This is a genomic window from Oryzisolibacter propanilivorax (assembly GCF_900103645.1).
Taxonomy (GTDB): Bacteria; Pseudomonadota; Gammaproteobacteria; order Burkholderiales; family Burkholderiaceae_C; genus Melaminivora; species Melaminivora propanilivorax.
The window spans coordinates 164,382-182,344 of the sequence record NZ_FNHP01000002.1; the positions used below are offsets into that span (position 1 = coordinate 164,382).

Here is a 17,963-nt window from a genome sequence, read left to right on the forward strand (position 1 = left end):
GCCGGTCAAAGAATTTTCAACCTCCAGGAGCTAGTGCATGCAGACCCCTAACGCGCCCCAGGCGCAGCGCATCGGCGTGCCCAGGGAAATCTTCCCGGGCGAAAAACGCGTGGCCACCGTGCCCGACGTGGTCGAGAAACTCGCCAAGCTGGGTTTCACCGTCGCCATCGAGACGGGCGCCGGCGAGGCGGCGAACTTCGATGACGACAGCTACCGGGCCGCCGGCGCGCAGGTGCTGCCGGACGCCGACGCCCTCTGGGCCGCCTCAGACATCGTCCTCAAGGTGCGCCCGCCCACGCCCGAAGAAGTGGCGCGGCTGCGCCCGGGCAGCATTTTGATCGGCTTCGTCTGGCCGGCGCAGCACCCCGAGCTGATGCAGCAGCTCAGCCAGCGCGGCGCCACCGTGCTGGCCATCGACAGCCTGCCGCGCACCCTGTCGCGCGCGCAGAAGATGGATGCGCTGACCTCCACCGCCGGGGTCTCGGGCTACCGCGCGGTGATCGAGGCGGCGAACGCCTTCGGCCGTTACTTCAACGGCCAGATCACCGCCGCCGGCAAGGTGCCGCCGGCCAAGGTCTTCATCGCCGGCGCCGGCGTCGCCGGCTTGGCGGCCATCGGCACGGCGGCCAACCTGGGCGCCATCGTGCGCGCCAACGACACCCGCGCCGAGGTGGCGGACCAGGTCAAATCGCTCGGCGGCGAGTTCGTCAAGGTGGACTACGAGGAGGACGGCTCGGGCGGCGGCGGCTACGCGCGTGTCATGAGCGAGGGCTTCCAGGCTGCGCAGCGCCAGATGTACGCGCAGCAGGCCAGGGAAGCCGACATCATCATCACCACCGCGCTGATCCCAGGCAAGCCGGCCCCCAAACTCATCACCGCCGAGATGGTGCGCAGCATGAAGCCCGGCAGCGTGATCGTCGACATGGCCGCCGAGCAGGGCGGCAACTGCGAGCTCACCGTGCCCGGCGAGGCGGTGGTGCGCCACGGTGTGACGATCATCGGCTACACCGACCTGCCCTCGCGCCTGGCCAAGCAGTCCTCGACGCTGTACGCCACCAACCTGCTGCGCCTGGTCGAGGAGCTGTGCAAGGCCAAGGACGGCGTGGCCGTGGTGAACATGGAGGACGACGCCATCCGTGGCCTCACGGTGGTCAAGGACGGCGCCATCACCTGGCCCGCGCCGCCGCTGGCCGCCCCGCCCGCGCCGGCGCCCAAAGCCGCCGCCGCGCCGGTGGCCGAGAAAAAGTCCGCGCACGGCCCCGGCGCGCCGATGTCGGCGAAGACGCTGACCATCGTCTTCGCCGTGCTGGCGGTGCTGTTCTGGGCCATCGGCGCCTACGCGCCCGAGGCCTTCCTGGGGCACTTCACCGTGTTCGTGCTGGCCTGCTTCATCGGCTACATGGTGGTCTGGAACGTGACGCCAGCGCTGCACACGCCGCTCATGAGCGTGACCAACGCCATCTCCAGCATCATCGCCATCGGCGCGCTGGTGCAGATCGCGCCGCCCGAGGCGGGGCTGAACGGTCGCCCGGACGGGCTCATCACCTGGCTGGCGTTCGCCGCGCTGGTGCTCACCGCCGTCAACATGTTCGGCGGCTTCGCCGTCACGCGCCGCATGCTGGCCATGTTCCGCAAGTAAGCAAGCACCCATGCACCCGTACGCGGAACACGAAAGCCCACAGCCATGATGTCCCCAAGTCTCGCCACGGTGTCCTATCTGGGCGCCGCCATCCTCTTCATCCTCAGCCTGGGAGGATTGTCCAACCCTGAAACCTCGCGCCGGGGCAACCTGTTCGGCATCGTCGGCATGGCGCTGGCGGTGCTGGCCACAGTGCTGGGCCCGCGCGTGTCGCCCGCCGGCCTGGGCTGGATCGCCGGCGCGCTGGTCGTCGGCGGCGCCATCGGCCTGTACGCGGCACGCGTCGTCAAGATGACGCAGATGCCCGAACTGGTCGCGCTGATGCACAGCCTGGTCGGCCTGGCGGCCTGCCTGGTGGGTTTCGCCAGCTATGTCGATACGTCCATCGTGCTCACCGGGGCGGAGAAGACCATCCACGAGGTGGAGATCTACGTCGGCATCCTGATCGGCGCCATCACCTTCTCGGGCTCGCTCGTCGCCTTTGGCAAGCTCAACGGCAAGATCGGCGGCAAGCCGCTGCTGCTGCCCGCGCGCCACTGGCTGAACCTGGTAGCGCTGCTGGTGGTGATCTGGTTCGGCGGCCAGTTCCTGGCCGCGCCCACGGTGCAGGCCGGCATGCCGGCGCTGATCGTGATGACGGTGATCGCGCTGCTGTTCGGCGTGCACATGGTCATGGCGATCGGCGGCGCCGACATGCCGGTGGTGGTGTCCATGCTCAACAGCTATTCGGGCTGGGCGGCCGCGGCCACCGGCTTCATGCTGAGCAACGACCTGCTCATCGTCACCGGCGCGCTGGTCGGCTCCTCAGGTGCCATCCTGAGCTACATCATGTGCAACGCCATGAACCGCAACTTCATCAGCGTGATCGCCGGCGGCTTCGGCTCTGGCGCGCCAGCGAAGAAGGGCGACGCGGCCAGCGCCGAGCCCCAGGGCGAGGTGGTGCCGGTGAGCGCTGCCGAGACCGCCGAGCTGCTGCGCGAGGCCAAGAGCGTGGTCATCGTGCCCGGCTACGGCATGGCGGTGGCGCAGGCGCAGCACACGGTGAACGACATCGTGCGCACGCTGCGCGAGCGCGGTACAGAGGTGCGCTTCGCCATCCACCCGGTGGCCGGGCGCATGCCGGGCCACATGAACGTACTGCTGGCCGAGGCCAAGGTGCCGTACGACATCGTCATGGAGATGGACGAGATCAACGACGACTTCCCCAACACCGACGTGGCCATCGTCATCGGCGCCAACGACATCGTCAACCCGGCCGCGCAGGAAGACCCGACCAGCCCGATCGCCGGCATGCCGGTGCTGGAGGTCTGGAAGGCGCGCACCTCCATCGTCATGAAGCGCTCGATGGCGTCGGGCTACGCCGGCGTGGACAACCCGCTGTTCTACAAGGAGAACAACCGGATGCTGTTCGGCGACGCCAAGAAGATGCTCGACGAGGTATTGAGCGCACTCAAGGGCTGAAGCACCGCGACCCTGCCCGCCGCCCGTGTGACTGCCCCGGGCACGGACGGCGGGCATAATCGGAAAAAAGCACGATCGTGCACAAATAGTGGTGCGGCCCGCGCCCGCCGGGGTGGCAGGCGCCGCATCCGCCACCATCACCGCAGGAGACCCAGACCATGAACGACCGCCCGTGGCTGTCCGCCTATCCGCCGGCCGTGCCCGCCGACATCGACCCCGGCCAGTACCGCTCGCTGGTGCAGCTGATGGAGCAGGCCTTCCGGGACTACGCCGGTCGCACCGCCTACAGCTTCATGGGGCACGACACCAGCTACGGCGAGACGGACGCCTGCAGCCGGCAGTTCGCCGCCTACCTGCAGGGCCTGGGCCTGCAGCGCGGCGACCGGGTGGCGCTGATGATGCCCAACGTGCCGCAGTACCCGATCGCCGTCGCCGCCGTGCTGCGCGCCGGCTTCGTGGTGGTCAACGTCAATCCGCTCTACACCCCGCGCGAACTGGAGCACCAGCTGCAGGACTCGGGCGCCAAGGCGATCGTCATCATCGAGAACTTCGCCGCCACGCTGCAGGCGTGCATCGGCGCCACGCAGGTGCGGCATGTGGTGCTGTGCGCCATGGGCGACCGGCTGGGCTGGCTCAAGGGCACGCTGGTGAACTACGTGGTGCGCAACGTCAAGAAGCTGGTGCCGCCCTATGCGCTGCCGGGCGCGGTGCGCTTCAACGACGCGCTGGCCAAGGGCGCCAAGGCGCCGTTCGCCGCGCCCGAGCTGGGCCCGGACGACATCGCGCTGCTGCAGTACACCGGCGGCACCACCGGGGTGTCCAAGGGCGCCGTGCTGCTGCACCGCAACATCATCGCCAACGTGCTGCAGTCCGAGGCCTGGAACGCGCCGGTCATGAGCCAGGTGCCGGCCGGCGAGCAGCCTACCGCCGTGTGCGCGCTGCCGCTCTACCACATCTTCGCCTTCACGGTGAACATGATGCTGTCCATGCGCACCGGCGGCAACACCATCCTGATCCCCAACCCGCGCGATCTGGCTGGCACGCTCAAGGAGCTGTCCAAGCACACCTTCCACAGCTTCCCGGCCGTGAACACGCTGTTCAACGGCCTGGCCAACCACCCCGACTTCGGCACCGTCAACTGGAAGAACCTGAAAGTGTCGGTGGGCGGCGGCATGGCGGTGCAGGCCGCCGTAGCCAAGCTGTGGCTGGACAAGACCGGCTGCCCCATCGTCGAGGGCTACGGCCTGTCCGAGACCAGTCCCACGGTCAGCTGCAACCCGGTCACCTCGCGCGAGTTCACCGGCACCATCGGCGTGCCGCTGCCCAGCACGCGCATGCGCATCCTGGACGATGACGGCCAAGACATCACCGCCACCGGCCGGCCGGGCGAGATCGCCATCCAGGGCCCACAGGTCATGGCCAGCTACTGGCAGCGCCCAGACGAGACCGCCAAGGTCATGACCGAGGACGGCTACTTCAAGACCGGCGACATCGGCCTGGTCGACGAGCGCGGCTACTTCAAGATCGTGGACCGCAAGAAGGACATGGTGCTGGTCAGCGGCTTCAACGTCTATCCGAACGAGGTCGAAGACGTGGTGGCCCTGATGCCCGGCGTGCTGGAGTGCGCCGTGGTCGGCGTGCCCGACGAGAAGACCGGCGAGGCCGTCAAGCTGGTGATCGTCAAGAAGGACCCGCAGCTGACCGAGGCGCAGGTCAAGGAGTTCTGCCGCGCCAACCTCACCGGCTACAAGCAGCCGCGGGTGATCGAGTTCCGCACCGAGCTGCCCAAGACGCCGGTGGGCAAGATCCTGCGGCGCGAGTTGCGCCAGGCGCACACCGCCTGACGGCACGCCCGGCCCTGGGGCCGGGCCGCCCGCGCTGCACGGCCGGGATAATCCCGGCCTTGTCGTTGTTGCGTGCGCCGTGTGGCGCTTCTTTGCCGTCATGACCATTGCCATCCTGAGTGCCCTGCCCGAAGAGCAGGGCAGCCTTGTCTCCGCCCTGGAGTGCGCCGAGCGGGTGCGCCACGCCGGGCGCGACTTCTGGCGCGGGCGTCTGCACGGGCACGACCTGGTGCTGGTGCTGTCGGGCATCGGCAAGGTCGCCGCCGCCAGCACCGCCGCCAGCCTGGCCGAGCGTTTCGGCGCACGGCGCATGGTCTTCACCGGCGTCGCCGGTGGCCTGGGCGAGGGCGTGCGGGTGGGCGACGTGGTGGTCGCGCGGCACTACCTGCAGCACGACATGGACGCCTCACCCATCTTCCCGCGCTGGCAGGTGCCCGGGCACGATGCGGCCTGCATGGCCTGCGACGCGGCCTTGACCGCTACGCTTTTGGAAGCTGTTGGCCTATGTATCGAAAGGGCCGAGGGCGGATTTGGACCTGAAAGCGCCGCCACCGGCGCGGCGCGCCTGCACCACGGCCTGGTGGCCAGCGGCGACCGCTTCGTCAGCACCGCCGCCGAATCCTGCGCCCTGCGCGGCACGCTGCGCGCCGCCGGCCACGACGTGCTAGCGGTGGAGATGGAGGGCGCCGCCGTGGCCCAGGTGTGCCGCGAGCATGGGCTGCCATTCGCGGCCGTGCGCACCATCTCCGACCGCGCCGACGACGGCGCGCCGGGCGACTTCGCGCATTTCGTGCGCCATGTCGCCGGCCCGCGCGCCGACGCCCTCGTCCACCAGTTCCTGCGTCTGCTCTGAAAAAAAGAGCCTCCAGCCCTTGTTTTTCAAGGGCTGGAGGCTCTTTTCGTTACCAGGGCCGGACATGTTGCCGCCCGCCCGGGCGGCAGCCGTCAGAAGGCATAGGGCGACTTGAGCGGGCTGACCGGCAGCGCCTGGCGGCCGGTGTAGGGCTGCAGGGCATAGCGCACGTACAGGCCGCCGGTGAACTGGCGGTAGTTGCGCGCATTGTCCAGTGCCAGGTGGCTGCCGACGAACAGCTGCGGATGCAGCTGGTACTCCATGGCCACGCCCAGGCTGTAGCCCAGCCCGGTCTTGCTCTGGCCTGGATACACGGCCGTGGCGCTGGTGCCGACCTCGCCGAAGGCCTCGGCGTCGCTGGCGGCCTGGGCGGCGGCACTCTGGCGCGCGCGGCTGGTCGGAAAGTACGGCGCCGCGTCTTCCTTGAAGTACTGCACGCCCAGGGCGCCCTTGATCTGGTAGCTCAGGCGGCCGCTGCGCTGCGCCCAGTCGAAGGGCACGGCCATGGCCAAGAACTGCTGCGGGCTGAAGTAGCCGCCGTGGCCGTAGGTGAAGTAGCGCAGGTTCTTGTCGTAAGCCATGCCGGTCACGTTCAGGCCGGCGGTGAAGATGGAGTCGCTGGTGCGGTGCACGCGCCAGTACATGCCGCCGCCCAGCTCGACGCGCGAGTTGGACTGCACGTTCTGGCCCTCCAGCGCATGCAGGCTGCCCACGGCGTAGGCGCCGAAGTCGCCGTCGTCCCAGGTCAGGTCCAGGCGTGCGCCGTTGGAGGAGACCGCGCCCCACTTCTCGCCGGTGCGCGCATCGCGTGCGCCGGCGAACGACAGCACGCTGTCGGTGACCGGGCGGCGCGACAGGTCGCCGGTCAGGCTGATCTGCTCGGACAGGTCCATGCGGTAGCGTACGCCGCCCATGACGTCGTTCTGGCGAAAGCCCAGCGGCAGCGTGCCCACGTCCACCGCCAGCTTGGCGGTCTCGTAGGCGATGCCCACGCCCACGCCGCCGTCGTTCTGCGAGCCGGGCGAGCGCGTAGGCATGTCCAGCGCCGTCGCCGGGCCGGCGCCGAAACGGCTGAGCGTGCCGTAGTTGGTCTCGGGCGTGCCGGCGCCGACGCCGGTGGGGGTGACGCGCACGGCCATCATGCCGTCGCCGGCGGGAAACTTCATCTCCACCGGCGCCTGCAGGTCGGTCAGGCGACTCATGCCGCTCTCGCCCTGGCGCCCACGCCCGACCACCCCCACCGACAGCATGGAGGTGCGCCCTTCCTGCAGCTCGGCCAGGTCGTCCAGCGCGCTGCGCGGGCGTGCCGGCGTTCCTGGCGGCAGCAGCGGCGCACTGGCCCAGGGCGAGGCCGACGGCAGCGGCGCGGCGGTGCTGGTGACGGCGGCCAGCATCGGCGCCTGGCCGGCGGCGTAGGTCGACGGCATTGGCATGGCGCCGGCCGGCATCGGCACGTAGCCGGTGGCGACCGGGGCGACCGGCTGCGCCAGCGCGCGCGCGGCGTTCGGCGTCAGCAAGTTGCTGCTGGCTGCCGGCGCCACCGGCGCCGGGCTGGCCATCGCCGGGGCGGCGGTGCGCGCCGTGGCGCTGCGCCGGTTGCTGGCCGGATGGGCCGCGGTCGATGCACGCGCTGCCGCCCGCGCGGGCGCGGCGGCCGGCAGAGGCGCCGGCATCTCCGCGGCGCCGCTGCCGTAGTAGTTGCTGGGCGTGGGCGGCGGCGCCACCGGCGGCGCCGGAAAGCGCGCCACGCCGGCCGGCTGCGGGATGAAGGGCTGCGGCCCGGCGGGCAGGGCCACGGGTGTGGCGGCGGGCGCGCGCGCCTGCAGGTACGCCGGCACGGCCGCCACCGGCGCCTGGCTGGCGCCGCCCCACAGGGGCTGGGCGGTGGCCGTGCGGCGGAAGGGGTTGCCGCCCGGCGCGTTCGGGTTGGCGTAGGTGCCGCCGCCCTGGCCGGTGGCCGCCAACAGCTGCGCGCGCTGGCGGTTCTCCGCCTCGATCGCGGCCGCGAAGTACTGCCCGGCCTTGCTGGCCTGGCCCTTGGCGCGGTACACCCGGCCGGCGGTGGTCAGCACCTCCGGGTCCTGCGGCGCCAGCTGCAGCGCCACCTGCACGGCCGACTCGGCGTGGCCGAGCTCTTTGGCGCCGGTGGCGGTGTTGGCGGCGGCCAGCAACAGCTTGACGTTGCGCGGGTCGCGCTCGAGCAGGCGCTGGTACAGCGCCATGGCCTGGGCATGGTCGCCGTGGTCGGCGTACATGCGCGCCAGCGCGCCGATGACCTCGGTGTCCTGCGGCCGCTCGGCCAGCAGCGGGGCCAGCATGTCGTAGGCGCCGGCCAGGTCGCCGGCACTGCGCAGCGCGTCCGCCTGGCGCAGGATGTAGCCCACGCGGATGTCCTCGAAGCCCTTGCGGTCCTGCGCCGACATCGGCGTGTCCTGCAGCTGGCGCAGCACGCCGGCCAGCTCCACGTCCTGCTGCGTCTTGAGCAGCGCCGCGGCGTACTGCAGGCGCAGCCCGACGTCGGGCCGCGGGGTGCGCGCCAGCATGTCGCGCACCATGGCCAGGGCGCGGTTCGGGTCGCCCGCGTCGGCCCAGGCCAGTGCCACGGCGCCGAGCAGTTCCGGGTCCTGGCCGACGAAGGGCTCGGCCTGGGCCAGCATCTGCTGCGCCTGCACCAGCCGGCCCTCGCGCCCCAGCGCCGAGGCGGCCTGGGCCTGCACGTGCACCCACACGCGCTTTTGCAGCGCGGCGATGTCGCGCGTGCGGTTCTTCTCGGGGATGCGCTCGAGCGTGGCCAGCGCGCCGGCCCAGTCGCGCGACTCGGAGGCCAGCAGCGCCCTGGCGTACAGCGCCTCGGGCATGTTGGGATTGGATACCAGCAGGCCGTCCATCACGCCGCGCGCCTCGCTCATCGCGCCCATCTTCAGGTACAGCCGCGCCAGGTCCAGGCGCACCCAGGGGTTGGCCGGGTCGTTCAAGAGCGCGTCCTCGAGCGCCAGCCGGGCGCCGTTGTCGTCGCCGCGCGCCGCCGCCGCCTTGGCCAGGCCCATGGCCTGGGTGGCGCGCAGGCGGCCGAGCGCGCCCACCTTCTCCTGCTGGCTCGGCGTCAGGCGCTCGACCAGGGCCAGCGCCTCGCTGGCCTTGCCGGTCTGCGCCAGCACGCCGACCAGGCCGCGCAGCGCGTCCGGGTTGTCGGCCTGGCGCGCCAGCACGCGGCGGTAACCGGCCTCGGCCGCGTCCAGCTGGCCCAGCTCGGCCTGTACGTCGGCCAGGTCGTTCTGGGCAGTGATCTCCTGCGGGTCGGTGCGCACCGCCTGCTCCAGCAGCTGGCGCGCCGAGTCGGTCTGGCCGGCCTCGCGCGCGCGGCGCGCCTGTTCGACCAGTGTCCAGTAGGTGGCGCTGGCCAGGGCTTGCTTCCAGCGCGCGGCCGCGCCCTGGTGGCTGGCGCGCTCCAGGTAGTCGCGCGCCTGGGCGAACTCCTCCTGGCGCAGGCGCAGCACGCCCATGCCGCCGAGCGCGTCGCCGTCATTCGGGCGCGCCTGCAGCACGCTGCGGAACTCGGCCTCGGCGGCCTCCAGGTCGCCCTCGTCCAGGGCCTTGAAGCCCTCGCTGCTGCGCTCGCGCAGCGGATCGCGCGTAGCCACGGCCTGCGTGCGCACCGTACGCTGCGCGGCCTGCACCTCGCGCAGGCGCGCGGCCACCGCTTGGTCGTTCGGGTGCGCGCGCAGGAAGGCCTCGTACAGCGGGATGTCGGCGCTGCGCGTGCCGGTCCAGGCCAGGGCCTTGCGCCAGGCATCGGTGGCCGCCTTGCCCACTTCCGGGTCCTGGGAGAGGCGCGCCAGCTGGGCGATGCCCTCGCGCCGCGTGGCCTCGCGGTAGGTCAAGTGCTGGGCCAGGGCCAGCGAGATCTTGGCGTCGCCGGGCGACTCGCGCGCCAGCCGCTCCAGGCCGCGCCGCGCCGTGTCCCAGCCGCCGGAGGTGCCGCCCAGCGTCTGGTAATACTCCAGCGCCAGCGGCCCGGTCGGCTCGGCGTTGCCTAGCGCTTCGCGGTAGTTGCTCATGGCCTGCTCGGACTGGCCGGAGCTGGCCAGCGTGCGTGCCTGCTGCACCTGTGCGGCGTTGCGCTGCACGTTGATCTCCTGCTGCAGCCGGTCCACCAGGCGGTGGTCGGGGTGCGCCCGGCGCAGCTGCTCCAGGTAGCGCTGCGCCTCCTCGACGCGCTGCAGCTGCGCCAGGGCGCGCGCCATGCCATACAGCGCATCGGGCTGGTTCGGGCTGGCGCGCAGCAGCTTTTCCCAGGCGTCGATGGCGCGCGCCGAATCGCCGCGCGACTGCCAGTACTGGCCCTGCTCGATGAGCGCGCGCGTGGCGGCGTCGGTCTGTGCCAGCGCCAGGGGTGCGCCCAGGGCGGCCGCCAGGGCCAGGATCAGCGTGCGGTGGCGGGGGTGGCGCTTCGGCCTTGGTTCGGACATGCCTGTTCCCAACGAGGTTGCAGCCTGCCCAAGGGCAGGAATTGGTAGCGTTGTTCCAGGTATCCGGTGCCGAACAGCCCCAGAACCTGGTCGTAATAACGGGGCGGCGCATCCTGCGGCGCCTCCAGCAGCTCGCGGCGCACGCGCTCTTGCTGCGCTTTCAGCGCCGCCTGGGCGCCGCGCGCCTGCAGGTAGGGCAGCAGCGCCGCTGAAAAGCCCACCGGCCCCTGCCCTTCGGCATGGCCAATGGAAACATGCACGCGTTCGGGCGGCAGGGCAGCGCCGCCCTGCAACAGCGCCGCCATGCCGCCCAGGCGCTGCTGCTGCACGGCGGCCAGCGGGTCGGCGCGCGGCGTCATGCCGGCCCACAGGTAGGTGCGGATGGCGTCATAGCTGCCCACGTCGCCCTTTTGCGGATCGGTCAGGAAACTACCCTTGGTGCCGGACGGGGCATGCCAGGCCACCCAGTCGGCGATGAAACCCTTGGAGCTGGCCTCGCCCAGCAGCCGCGCATGGCTGGCCAGCACCGCCTTCCACGGCCCCTTCGGGTCGAGCTGCTGCAGCGCGCGCGCCAGGAACACGGGCAGATAGCTCGGATTGAGGCGCCAGGTGGCACTGCCCATGGTGAAGCCCTGCGCGGCCGGCAGCAGCGTCGGCCCCAGGCCGGGCAGGTCGGCCACTTCCTGCGCGGCCACCAGCGCCAGCAGACTGCGCGCCTGCTCGGTGTAGCGCGGCTCATTCCACAGCCGGCCAGCTTCGGCCAGCGCGTAGACGAACCACAAATTGCCGTCGGAGGCCGGATTGGGATCGACCACGCCCCAGCTGCCGTCCTCGCGTCGGCCCCACTGCCAGGCCGGCAGACGCTTGCCCATGTCGCCCTCGGCCAGGTTGGCGATGCTCCAGCTCCAGGCCTTGTCGAAGCGCTCGCGGTCGTTCGCCACCAGGGCGAAGAACATGGCGTAGGACTGGCCCTCGGAGGTCGAGTGCTGCTGCTTGACGCTGTGGTCGATGACGCGCCCGTCGGACTGCATGAAGCGCTGCGCGAACCGCTGCCACAGCGGCCAGTCGGCGGCGGCACAGCCCGCACCCTGGCCGTGCGCAGCGCCGCCAGCGGCCAACAATGCCGCCATCGCCAACGCCCTGCCGGGGCGCTTCCAGGCAGGGCGTGTTGCGTCGAAATGGCTGGCTGCGGTCATTCTTGTGCTACTGATTCAGGAGCTATATCCCGTTACGGCGCATGGGCCAGGGCCCGGAAACACCCAAAACCCATGCGCCGGGCGCTTGCAGCGCCCGTGTGCTCTTGATCCCCCTCGGCACACCCGGCTGCAGCCGGCTTACTGCTGGCGCAGGCGACTGCGGGCACGGGCGCGCAGCGCAATGTAAAGCATGAAACCGACGACCGCGGCCGCCAGCACACCCAGCAGCACCATCACCAGCGGGTGGCGCGACAGCCACCACTGCACGCGCGCCACCGGGCCCAGCTGGCCGACGTAGTAGCTCTGCTCGGCCACCAGGCTGTCCACCTGCTTGCCGCGGATCACGGCGGTGCTGCCCTGGATGCGCTTGAGCAGGTCCGGGTCGAGCAGCGCGTCCACGCCCTGCTGCAGGCCCGACGCCTGGTTGCTGATCAGGAGCACCACGCTGCGCCCGCTCTTGAGCGGCGACTCGAAGCCGGCATACACCGCGTCGCTGCTGGCACTGGTGTAGACGATCTCGCTGCGGCCCGGGCGGCTGCGGTCGCGCTGCTCGGGATCGAACCAGTTGAGCAGGTGCGAAGCGTAGTCGGACAGGCGGAAGCGCTTGGTGCCCTCCTTCAGGCTGAACGGCAGATGCTCGGCCCACTGGGCCACCAGCGGCGGGTTGTTGCCGCTGGCGATGACCAGCAGGTCCTTGTCGGCCACTTCCTCCATACGGTCGCCGCCCAGCACCACGGTGCTGGCGTGCGCCGGGTAGCCGGTGACCATGCCCATCAGGCCCATCAGCGACAGATAGGCGCTGTAGTCGCCGGCTTCGGGCCGGGCCGGCAGCACGATGGCGGTCTGCGACAGGTCGGCCATGCGCGTGAACGGGAAGCCGGTGTTGGCGAAGGCCGCCAGGTCCGGCATGGCGATGAAGTGCGAGAAGCCGCGGATGTCGATGGTCGAGTCCGGCTCGACGGTGCCGCGCACGTTGTCCAGCAGCACGTCCTTGCAGGCGCCTTCCTTCAGGATGTCGTGGTAGTAGTGGAACTGCAGCTGGCTGCGCGCGGGCAGCTTGAACAGCGGGATCTCGAACAGGTCTTCGGCCGGCAGCAGATCGCCCGCGGGCACGGCCTTGTTCAGCCAGCTCTCGATGCGGCTGGGCTTGTCGTGGTCCATGGCGCGCAGCGGCAGCGCGCGCAGGAACTGCTCGTTGACGCTCACGTTCAGCGTCGACTTGTCGGCCATCGGACGCGCCGTGTAGCGGTACTTCAGGTGCACCGGGATGTTCTGCTTGCGCCAGGCGAACAGGTCGGGCGGCACCTGGAAATTCACCCGGATCAGGTCAGGCGAATAGCCCGAGACCGTCAGCTGGCTCTGGTCGACCAGCTCGCCGAACTTCACAGGCCGGTCATTGGGCAGCCAGTTGGGCGCGTCGTAGGGCTTGCGCGGCGTGATTTCCTTGAGCTCGCCGATGGTGGCGGTGGCACCCGACAGCGAGGTGCCGCCCAGAGCCAGCGCGGTGGCCGCGCGCTTGAGCTCGGCCGCGTCGCGGCCGCTGACGATCAACAGCTTGGCCGTGGGGTCGCCGGGGTGCGTGGCGACCTGCAGTGTCGGCCCGGACGGCGCGGACAGACCCCCGCCGGCGATGGCATCGGCATTGTTGGCCAGGTTCAGCACCACTGCATTGCCGCGCGCCGGCAGCTGTCCGACCAGGGCCGGGAAGCTGGCGCCGCGGAAACCCGCCAGCCCACCGAACCACGAAGCGACGGTGCCGGCAGCCTCCAGCTGCCCCGGGTCCGGCGCACGGGCGAAGACGATGGGCAGGACCAGCTGGCGCGCGTCGCGCCGGTCGAAGAACGGCTCCGGCAGGAAGGCCAGGTCGTTGGGCGGGGTCAGCGGGTTGACCGACAGCTCCAGCGTGCTGTCATTGCCGACGTTGGCCCACAGGCTGGAGTGCGCAGGGTCTTCGCACTCCATGGTGTAGTGCCCGATCAGCTCCAGGTTCAGGCGGTTGAATTCGGTGATCAGCCGGGTCGGGATGTCGATGTCGCGCTGCAGGTTCACTCCGCCCTGCTCGCGCGGCACCGGGATGGTGGCCACCACCTGTTCGTTGACCAGCACGCGGATGTGCGAGATGTCGGGCAGCAGTGCTGGCGAATAGGCGTAGTTCAGGTGCAGCCGGGCGCCGGTCACGACCTCGTCGTTGCGGATGCCGAACTGCACGCCGCTGGAACCCTGCACGCCGCGCAGCTGCAACGGAAACACCGCCCCCAGCTCGCGCAGCGTGACCTTGTAGGTGCGCTTGCCGGCCAGCGGCGCCACCTCGGCCGGTGCAGTGGCCGTGGCGGGCGGCATGGCGGCCGGCGGCACCACCGCGGTGGCCGGGCGGGTGCTCTGCGCCGGCGCCAGGCTGGTACTTCCCAGTGCCGCCAGCAGTACCGCGACAGGCAGCAGCCGTGCCGCAGGGCCGCGACCGGGCAGGTGGCGGCTGGCCGCGGCAGGGCGGTTGCAGTGAGGGACTTCAGGAAACATGGGACAAGGCTCCGGCTGTGGTTGTTGTTCGTGGAAGGGGGGTCAGGCTGCAGGCCGCGGCGGCGGTCAGCTGGACGAGGAGCGTTCACCCAGCGCGACACGTCGCCCGCGCAGGATGTTCAGCAGGTTGCCCATGACCTGGCCGATGCCGCGCAGGCCGATGACCATCACGCTCTTGAGCGAGGTGAGCGGCCGGTCGTGCTGGCGATTGCCCCAGAACTCCAGCCATACGTCGGCGCGGGCAAAGGTCAGGCGCGACAGCGCCGCCTGCTGCTGCAGCGTCAGTTCCTCGAACTGCAAGCCCAGGCGCTCGGCGCCGCTGAAGGTGATGACCGCCGGGAAGGTGGCTTCCTCATCGGAGCGGAACAGCGCCACCTCGACCCGCGTGCCCGGCTCGACCGGCATCGGGGTCTGCACGCGCAGGCCGACGCCGTTCTGCGAGAAGTCGTCGGTCTCGCACATTAGCGTGCGGCCGTCGGCGAAGCGCAGCGCCGCCGGCAGGGCCACCGTCACCCGCGGCGTGCTGCGGATCTGGCGCGTCTCGCTGGCCACGGCCAGGCTGGCGCTGGTCAGGATGATGTTGTAGGCGGTCCAGACCATGTTGATGATGATGGTCGTGAGCACCACCGTGTCGACCGCCACCGTCAGGCGCCAGATGCCGACGAAGAAGCCCAGGGCGTTGACGATCAGCAGAATCAGGTAGGGCCGGGCGATGGACCAGTCGAAGTACGAATGCTCGACCACGCCGCCCTTGGCCGTCACGTTGAACTTGCCCAGCTTCGGGTTGATCACCGCCAGCAGCACCGGGCGCATGATGTACCAGGCCAGCACCGACTCGTAGACCTCGTTCCAGAACGAGTAGCGGAAACGCCCCTGGATGCGCGAGTTGGTGATGCTGGCGTGCGCCAGGTGGGGCAGCGCATAGGCGGTGATCATCGCCGCCGTTGCCTGGAACACATGCGCGCCGAAGAACAGGTAGGCCAGCGGCGCCGTCAGGAACACCAGCCGCGGCAATCCGTAGAAGAAGTGCAGCATGGCGTTGAAGTAGCACAGGCGCTGGCCCCACTTCAGCCCGGGCCCGAGAAGCGGGTTGTCGATGCGCATGATCTGCGCCATGCCGCGCGCCCAGCGGATGCGCTGGCCGACGTGTGCCGACAGGCTCTCGGTGGCCAGGCCGGCGGCCTGGGGCAGCTCCAGGTAGGCGGTGTTGTAGCCGCGCCGGCTGAGCTTGAGGGCGGTGTGCGCGTCCTCGGTCACGGTCTCGATGGCCACGCCGCCGATCTCCATCAGCGGCGCGCGCTTGATGACGGCGCATGAGCCGCAGAAGAAGGCCGCGTTCCACAGGTCGTTGCCGTCCTGCACGATGCCGTAGAACAGTTCGCCCTCGTTGGGCATGGCATGGAAGGTCTCCAGGTTCTTCTCGAACGGGTCGGGCGAGAAGAAGTGGTGCGGCGTCTGCAGCATCGCCAGCTTGTCGTCGCGCAGGAACCAGCCCATGCACACCTGCAGGAACGAGCGCGTCGGGATATGGTCGCAGTCGAAGATGGCGACGTAGTCAGAGTCGGTGACGGCCAGCGCGGCGTTGATGTTGCCGGCCTTGGCGTGCGCGTTGTCGCCCCGGCGCAGATAGCCCACCCCCAGCTCGGCGCAGAAGTCGCGGAAGTCGTCGCGCCGGCCATCGTCCAGCACGTAGACGTTCAGGCGGTCGGCCGGCCAGTCCATCTGCATGGCCGAGAACACCGTCTGCTTGACCACCTCCAGCGGCTCGTTGTAAGTGGGAATGAAGACATCCACGCTGGGCCAGACATCCAGATCGTCCGGCAGCGGCACCGGCCGGCGCTGCAGCGGCCAAGCGGTCTGGAAGTAGCCGATCAGCAGCACCAGGAAGGCGTACAGCTCCGCCAGCAGCAGCCCGAAGCCGAAGATGGCGTCCACCCAATTGTGGAAGTCCACGGTATCGGTCACGCGCCAGTACATATAGCGCGACGAGGCGGTGATCGACAGCACGATCATCGCCAGCGTGGTCAGCCGGCCGGGGGTGCGGTTCAGCAGCAAGGCTGCGGCAAAGCAGCCCGCGGCGAAGACCAGCTGGCCACCCAGGCTCAGCGGCACGCTGATGACCACCGCCAGCAGCAGCGCCGCGATGACCGTGGCCAGAACACGCGCTACCGGATGCCGCCACAGGGACAGATCGGCCAGGAAGCGCACCTGCTTGCGCCAGCGCGCCTCGAAGCTGCGGGGGTTCTGGTCGGCGATGGTGTCGGCAACGGTCCGGTGGTCGGTGGCCATCTGCGCTACTCCTGCCAGCGCGGCTGTGGCGCGGCCTGCATGCGCTGGGCGATGGCCGCGGCGCAGTTCATGATGTCGTTGCGCGCCAGGCTCTGCGGAGCATGGTCGAGCACGCTGGTGCCCAGTGCCAGGGCCTCGGCCACGGCTTCGTCGTTGTGCACCACGCCGATCAGGCTGTCACCCACGCCTTCGCGCAGCACGCGCAGGATGTCCTGCGACAGCTGGCGTGCCGAGTTGAACTGGTTGACCAGGTACAGCGCCTCGGCGAAGTCCGCCCGTGGCGTGCAATAGGTCTGTACCAGGCGCTGCATCAAGGGCAGCGTGGCATACGAGCCGGCGTCGGCCAGCATCACCACCAGCACCCAGTGCGCCACCTGCAGTGCCTGCTGACCATAGGCGGTCGGCCCGGGCGGCGTGTCCAGCAGCACCAGCGCATCCTCGGGCAGGTCCAGCGCGGCCAGGCGCTCGGCCAGCCAATGCGGCTGCTCGGTGATCTGCGCCTCCAGGGCGGTGCGGTCCTCTTCGGTGACAACGCCGAACGGCAGGACATACAGGCCCGGTCGGCACTCGAAGCACACATCGCGCCAATGGTTGCCGCCCAAGCTCGCGCGCGACAGTCCGCGCAGCTCCTGCGGGTCCAGTCCCAGGTGCAGCGCCAGGGCGTTCTGCGGGTCCAGATCGACGGCCAGCACCATCCTTCCAGTGTGCTGCGCCAGGGCCACGGCCAGGCTTTCGGTCACCGTGGTCTTGCCAACCCCTCCCTTGGCCGAGGCGATGGTCAGCACCCTCATGAATTTTCGCGCCCGAGGAAGCGGGCGAACAGGCTGTGCAGTCCGCCCTGGCGTGCGGCAGGGGCAGCCGCCGGGCGAGCCAGGCGCGACAGCGGCGACTCCGTGCCGGCGGCAACGGCCGGCTGCGCCGTGGGGCTGGCCGCGACAGGGCGATTCCAGGCAGGGGCGGCTGGTGCCGGTGCCGGTGCCGGTGCGGGGGCCGCAGCTGCGACCACTGCGGCCGCTGGCACTGGCGCGCTGGCCTGGCGGCCCAGGGAGGCGAACGCCTTCTGCAGCTCGTTGCCGGCAGCGGCTGGCACCGGCGCCAGCCACGCCGGGCCACCGGCAGCGGCGGGGCGCACGTTCGCTGGCGGCTCCGTGCGCGGGGACGCGGGCATGCCCGCCGCACCACCGCTCATGCCTCGCGTCTGCAGACCAGGCGCGTCGACTATCGGCCGGGCAGCAGGCTGCTGGCGCAGGCCGGCGAACAGCGGCGCCGTGGCAGGTGCCGCCGCCTGCTCCAGTGTTGGCTCGATCTGGGAGCCGGGGTATGCCTGCACCGGCACCCGCGCTGGCAACGACGCCTCGGGCTGGCGCAACCAGGGCAGCGGCATTGCGGCACGCGCGGCATCCGGGGCATGAGTGGCGGCTGGAGTGCTCGGCAATGGCTGCTGCTGAGGTGTGGCCGCCGCCGCAGGCGCGGCCACCACGCCCCAGCGCCGTGGCGCCTCATGCGAATCTTCACCGGCCTGCACCGGTGGCACCGCGGCGGCGGACGGCATGTCCTCCAGGCGCGAAATCAGCGGCCAGCGTTCGCGTGCCCGCTCGGCCTCGCGGGTGCGGTTGAGTTCACGGTAGCTCTGTGGCCTGCCGCCAAATTCGCGGTACAGCTGGGTGATGTCGTCTGGCGCCCTTGGCATGCCAT

At 70.6% G+C, this 17,963-nt stretch carries 10 protein-coding genes; 4 read left to right on the top strand and 6 right to left on the bottom strand.

Annotated elements, in window-relative coordinates; translation table 11 throughout:
- Positions 1–37: 37 nt before the first annotated feature.
- The 4 genes from BLQ61_RS03525 (at position 38) to BLQ61_RS03540 (ending at position 5,797) form a co-directional block, all read left to right on the top strand.
- The gene (locus tag BLQ61_RS03525; RefSeq protein WP_091566766.1) at positions 38–1,639 is read left to right on the top strand and encodes a Re/Si-specific NAD(P)(+) transhydrogenase subunit alpha; all 1,602 of its coding nucleotides are present in this window, start codon (positions 38–40) and stop codon (positions 1,637–1,639) included.
- Between the two features lie 48 nt (positions 1,640–1,687).
- The gene (gene pntB, locus BLQ61_RS03530; protein ID WP_091567474.1) at positions 1,688–3,100 is read left to right on the top strand and encodes a Re/Si-specific NAD(P)(+) transhydrogenase subunit beta; all 1,413 of its coding nucleotides are present in this window, start codon (positions 1,688–1,690) and stop codon (positions 3,098–3,100) included.
- 158 nt (positions 3,101–3,258) lie between these two features.
- Positions 3,259–4,944 carry a long-chain-fatty-acid--CoA ligase gene (locus BLQ61_RS03535; protein ID WP_091566767.1) on the top strand — a complete coding sequence of 562 codons (1,686 nt, stop codon included), beginning with the start codon at positions 3,259–3,261 and terminating at the stop codon, positions 4,942–4,944.
- Positions 4,945–5,044: 100 nt separating this feature from the next.
- Complete coding sequence (locus tag BLQ61_RS03540) at positions 5,045–5,797, top strand: 5'-methylthioadenosine/adenosylhomocysteine nucleosidase (protein ID WP_091567476.1); 753 nt, start codon at positions 5,045–5,047, stop codon at positions 5,795–5,797.
- Between the two features lie 92 nt (positions 5,798–5,889).
- Here the strand turns inward: BLQ61_RS03540 and BLQ61_RS03545 are convergent, their stop codons facing one another.
- From BLQ61_RS03545 to bcsP, 6 genes are all read right to left on the bottom strand, one after another.
- Positions 5,890–10,266: a cellulose biosynthesis protein BcsC gene (locus BLQ61_RS03545; protein WP_091566768.1), complete on the bottom strand. Its 4,377-nt coding sequence runs from the start codon at positions 10,264–10,266 to the stop codon at positions 5,890–5,892.
- Entirely contained in the window at positions 10,221–11,462 is a 1,242-nt protein-coding gene (gene bcsZ, locus BLQ61_RS03550; protein WP_245703822.1) for a cellulose synthase complex periplasmic endoglucanase BcsZ, read from the bottom strand. Before bcsZ ends, BLQ61_RS03545 begins: the two co-directional genes overlap by 46 nt.
- A 138-nt stretch (positions 11,463–11,600) precedes the next feature.
- Entirely contained in the window at positions 11,601–13,979 is a 2,379-nt protein-coding gene (gene bcsB / locus BLQ61_RS03555; RefSeq protein ID WP_091566772.1) for a cellulose biosynthesis cyclic di-GMP-binding regulatory protein BcsB, read from the bottom strand.
- Between the two features lie 66 nt (positions 13,980–14,045).
- On the bottom strand, positions 14,046–16,268 hold the full coding sequence (gene bcsA / locus BLQ61_RS03560; RefSeq protein WP_091566774.1) for a UDP-forming cellulose synthase catalytic subunit: 2,223 nt from the start codon (positions 16,266–16,268) through the stop codon (positions 14,046–14,048).
- A 5-nt stretch (positions 16,269–16,273) separates the two neighbouring features.
- Positions 16,274–17,059, bottom strand: coding sequence for a cellulose biosynthesis protein BcsQ (gene bcsQ / locus BLQ61_RS03565; protein ID WP_091566776.1), 786 nt, complete (start codon positions 17,057–17,059; stop codon positions 16,274–16,276).
- Positions 17,056–17,958, bottom strand: a complete 903-nt coding sequence (gene bcsP, locus BLQ61_RS03570; RefSeq protein ID WP_091566778.1) for a cellulose biosynthesis protein BcsP — start codon at positions 17,956–17,958, stop codon at positions 17,056–17,058. The genes bcsQ and bcsP overlap by 4 nt, the downstream gene beginning before the upstream one ends.
- Positions 17,959–17,963 lie beyond the last annotated feature (5 nt).

Coding starts and splice junctions, on each gene's coding strand:
- BLQ61_RS03525 (WP_091566766.1), top strand. CDS start 38: ATGCAGACCCCTAACGCGCCCCAGGCGCAGCGCATCGGCGTGCCCAGG.
- pntB (WP_091567474.1), top strand. CDS start 1,688: ATGTCCCCAAGTCTCGCCACGGTGTCCTATCTGGGCGCCGCCATCCTC.
- BLQ61_RS03535 (WP_091566767.1), top strand. CDS start 3,259: ATGAACGACCGCCCGTGGCTGTCCGCCTATCCGCCGGCCGTGCCCGCC.
- BLQ61_RS03540 (WP_091567476.1), top strand. CDS start 5,045: ATGACCATTGCCATCCTGAGTGCCCTGCCCGAAGAGCAGGGCAGCCTT.
- BLQ61_RS03545 (WP_091566768.1), bottom strand. CDS start 10,266: ATGTCCGAACCAAGGCCGAAGCGCCACCCCCGCCACCGCACGCTGATC.
- bcsZ (WP_245703822.1), bottom strand. CDS start 11,462: ATGACCGCAGCCAGCCATTTCGACGCAACACGCCCTGCCTGGAAGCGC.
- bcsB (WP_091566772.1), bottom strand. CDS start 13,979: ATGTTTCCTGAAGTCCCTCACTGCAACCGCCCTGCCGCGGCCAGCCGC.
- bcsA (WP_091566774.1), bottom strand. CDS start 16,268: ATGGCCACCGACCACCGGACCGTTGCCGACACCATCGCCGACCAGAAC.
- bcsQ (WP_091566776.1), bottom strand. CDS start 17,059: ATGAGGGTGCTGACCATCGCCTCGGCCAAGGGAGGGGTTGGCAAGACC.
- bcsP (WP_091566778.1), bottom strand. CDS start 17,958: ATGCCAAGGGCGCCAGACGACATCACCCAGCTGTACCGCGAATTTGGC.